Source organism: Enterococcus italicus DSM 15952 (assembly GCF_000185365.1).
Taxonomy (GTDB): Bacteria; Bacillota; Bacilli; order Lactobacillales; family Enterococcaceae; genus Enterococcus_G; species Enterococcus_G italicus.
In genome coordinates, this window is record NZ_GL622241.1 from 290,389 (window position 1) to 294,363 (window position 3,975).

2 protein-coding genes and 2 pseudogenes are annotated in these 3,975 nt (G+C 29.5%); all 4 read right to left on the minus strand.

Going from position 1 to position 3,975, the window contains the following annotated elements:
* A pseudogene (locus tag HMPREF9088_RS12035) lies at positions 1-183 on the minus strand (PssD/Cps14F family polysaccharide biosynthesis glycosyltransferase); the annotation flags it as partial.
* Positions 184-294: 111 nt separating this feature from the next.
* The gene (locus HMPREF9088_RS01390; protein WP_040366047.1) at positions 295-1,734 is read right to left on the minus strand and encodes a flippase; all 1,440 of its coding nucleotides are present in this window, start codon (positions 1,732-1,734) and stop codon (positions 295-297) included.
* Positions 1,721-2,818: a glycosyltransferase gene (locus HMPREF9088_RS01395; RefSeq protein WP_143139680.1), complete on the minus strand. Its 1,098-nt coding sequence runs from the start codon at positions 2,816-2,818 to the stop codon at positions 1,721-1,723. Before HMPREF9088_RS01395 ends, HMPREF9088_RS01390 begins: the two co-directional genes overlap by 14 nt.
* A 19-nt stretch (positions 2,819-2,837) precedes the next feature.
* Positions 2,838-3,942, minus strand: a pseudogene (gene glf / locus HMPREF9088_RS01400) (UDP-galactopyranose mutase).
* Positions 3,943-3,975 lie beyond the last annotated feature (33 nt).

Genomic DNA, 3,975 nt, shown 5'->3' on the forward strand with positions numbered 1-3,975 from the left:
AAAAATTGTTTTTTCTTTTCTATTGACTTGTTTTATGTAATATTTATCTTCTTCTGAATTGCTATACTTTGTTTTTTCAGTCACAAAAAAAATTGAGTAGTCGCGATGTAATAATTTTAACATCAATAACTGCTCGTAATGCCCACCTGATGATGCAATCAAGCATATTTTTTTCTTTGTCATTTTAACTCTCCAATCATGTATTCTAGTACCACAATTTACTGTCCAAGGTTAATCAAAGATAATGTATAATGTGGAAATTATTTAGACTATTAGAAAAATATCTTACCTTACTTATTTTCTATTTATAAATTTTTCTTTAACTTGAAAAAATTGAAGAATAATCGGTGCTCTCAATATAATTACTAAGACTACATATATTATGGCTCCAACCATCCCTTGAATTATGAAACAAATTAAGCTTCCAGTCATCCAATTGTTTAATGATCGCACTGCAATAAACATAATCCCTGCACTTAATGCATACTTCCATACACCAATAAATAGACGAGAAATATTTACATTATTTTTCACATAGTATAATTGAACTAGAGTAACAGTACATTCTGAAATTACCGTTGCCCAAATTGCTCCGAATATACCAAATAATTTTATAAAGAAAACATTCAAAAATAAATTTACTAAAGCACCAACTGTTACAGAAATAGTAAAATATTTCGTTTGATTTGTTGGTAACAAGTATTGCATTCCTAATACATTACTCCATCCAATTAAAATAATTACTATACTTAATATCGGAATTAGTTGTCCAGTAATTGCAAATTCTTTTCCAAAGAACCAGATAGAGAATTTATCAGCAACTGATGCTAATCCAAATGCCATAGGGATTGAAATAAAACTTACAAAATCAAATGATTGACGTATAGACTTGTTAATCAACTGGTAATTTCCAGATGAAAAAATATTTGCCATTCTTGGTAACATGACTGTCCCAGTTGCCGTTACAATCGCTAGAACTATTTTAATTAGTTTATCTGTGTTTTCATAATAGCCAGAATTTTGTACATTCGTCATGTATCCCAACATGGTTTTATTTAATACCAAATAAACCTGAGTAGCAATCTGTGGTAAAAATAAGGTTAGTGATGGTATTAAATGTTTTATTATATTTAATTTTTTTAAGCACGGTTTATTAATATATATTTTTAAATATGGCCATAACACTAAATTGCTTAGTAAAGCTGAAGTGTTTATAACTAAAATATACAGCCCCAAATCATTTTGCGATTTAATAAAAATAAAGATTACGATTAAAGATAACACTTTTAAAACTATATTACGTAAGACCGTTTTTTTAAAATCTTCCATTCCCATAAAGAACCAGGAGATGTCTAGTCCTGCTGATAAAATTAATATAGATTGGTAGAAATAGTACGATTGATATTCTTGAACAAAAAATAAAAATATCAAAAAAATAACGTAAGTTATAGAGATGACGATAATTCTTAATAAGCTAATTTCCCAAAAAGTTTGACTTAATAATTTCTTATCATCTCTCACATACGCAATCTGACGATTTCCGTAAAGATTTACTCCAATACTACCAAATAATACAAAATATGAAATAATTGAGTTCGTAAAAGCATTGATTCCTACTCCTGTACTTCCTAGAACTCTTGAAATATATGGAACCGTAATTAATGGAATAATTAATACGAAAACCTGATAACCAACATTATATAAATAATTTTTATTAATTTCATTGTTTACTATTGGCCTTTACCTTCTCTAAACACATTTGTTCATAAATTTTTTTTAATTCCTGCGCATTATTTTTGATATTAAATTGATCCATTCTAACATCATACTGGCTTTCATGATCAATTTTCATCTTTTTTATTTGATATAATTTTTGCGCCCACTTTTTCTCATCAGAAATATCAAAATAAAATGATCTATCACTCACTTCTGTAACCATTGGAACTGTATTTCCGATTAAACTTGGTAATCCCGCTACTTGGGCCTCCACAATTACCATACCTAATGCTTCCCATTTTGTAGGGAATGTAAATATATCAGCAGCAGAATAATATTTTTCGATGTTATTAGTTTTATAAACAAATATTACTGATTGATTCATTCTCAATTCTTTGACATATTCTTCGATTTCTTTTCGACCAGAACCCTCGCCAATCATCATCAACTTAGCTGAAGCATCAAATTGTAAATATTCGCGGAAAGAATCTATGACAAATTTTTTGTTTTTTTGAAAATTATATCTACCGATATTTAGTAATAGAGTTTCATCCCCAATTTGATATTTTCTCCTTATTTCTTTCCTGTTATCTGCAGAATATTGCAGACTATCCATATCTAATCCATTTTCAATCACTTTAAATGGATAGTTACCATATAGCCATGCACCAGATTCTCGACTAGCAGCAAATGCATATGACACATTGTTCTGAAAATAAGACCTCAGCAATTTATCCAATAATGGATACTCACTCTTTGTATTATGATTATGTGTAATAATTACAGTATTTTTGCAGTTTTTCACAGCAAATAACTCAATTGACATTAATGCACTGTTCCCATGAATATGAATTACATCATAATATTTGCCTTCAGCAATCTTCCGTAATTCTTTAATATATTGTAGCGTCTTCTTTTTTCTATTAGGCAATATGTATACCTCTGATGAATCATCAATTTTCGATTCGATACCTGCATCAATATACGCATTTATAACAAAATCAAAGGAAATATCCTTTTTCAACACTTGATAATAGTTCATAATCATACTAGAAATACCATTTAAAACGTACGGAACTGTATTTACTACTAAAACTCTCATGCTATTCCCGCTCTCATCCCTATTTAGATAACTCTTTTTGAACACATGTTAACGCTTCATGAATCACCATATGCATATCATAGTATTTGTACATACCTAGACGCCCACCAAAAATGACTTTCTTTTTCTCTTTTGATTTTTTGTAATATCGCTTGAATAAATCATTATTCGTTTTGTCATTTACTGGATAATAGGGTTCATCACCTGGTTTCCAATCTGATGGATATTCTTTTGTAATAATTGTTTTTTCTTGTTCACCAAATTCAAAGTGCTTATGCTCAATAATTCGTGTGAATTTATTTTGAGCATCTGTATAATTCACAACAGCATTGCCCTGATAGTTTTGGATATCAAGAATTTCATGTTCAAAGCGCAATGATCGATATTCTAAACGACCAAATTCATAGTTAAAATATTGATCAATCATTCCGGTATAGATGACTTTATCCGCTTCTTCTTCTAAAGATTCTTTATTCTCAAAGAAGTCTGTGCTTAAATGTACTTCAATATTTTCATGATCTAACATCTTTTCAATAATTTGAGTGTATCCCCCGATTGGAATTCCTTGGTATTTATCGTTAAAGTAATTATTGTCGTATGTCAAACGAACTGGTAAACGTTTAATAATAAATGCCGGTAATTCCGTACAAGGACGACCCCATTGCTTTTCTGTATAATCCTTAATTAATTTTCTATAAATATCTGTTCCTACTAACGAGATAGCTTGTTCTTCCAGATTTTCTGGTTTTTTTCCATTTAATACCGCTTTTTCGTTCATCAATTTTTGCTTGTGCTTCAGCCGGTGTAACCACACCCCATAGTTTATTGAAAGTATTCATATTAAACGGTAAGTTATATATTTCTCCATTATAATTAGCAACAGGTGAGTTCGTATAGCGATTAAATTCAGCAAATTGGTTTATATAATCCCATATCTCTTTGTTTGATGTATGGAAAATATGAGCACCATATTGATGCATTTGTATGTTTTCTACTTCTTTCGTATAGATATTACCCGCTATATGATTTCTTTTTTCAATTACTTTTATTTGATGTCCTTTTTTTGCAGCTTCATACGCGAATACTGAACCAAAAAGACCCGATCCTACTATTAATATATTCATTTTATTGCCCCTTTAATCATTTATCTATCTATA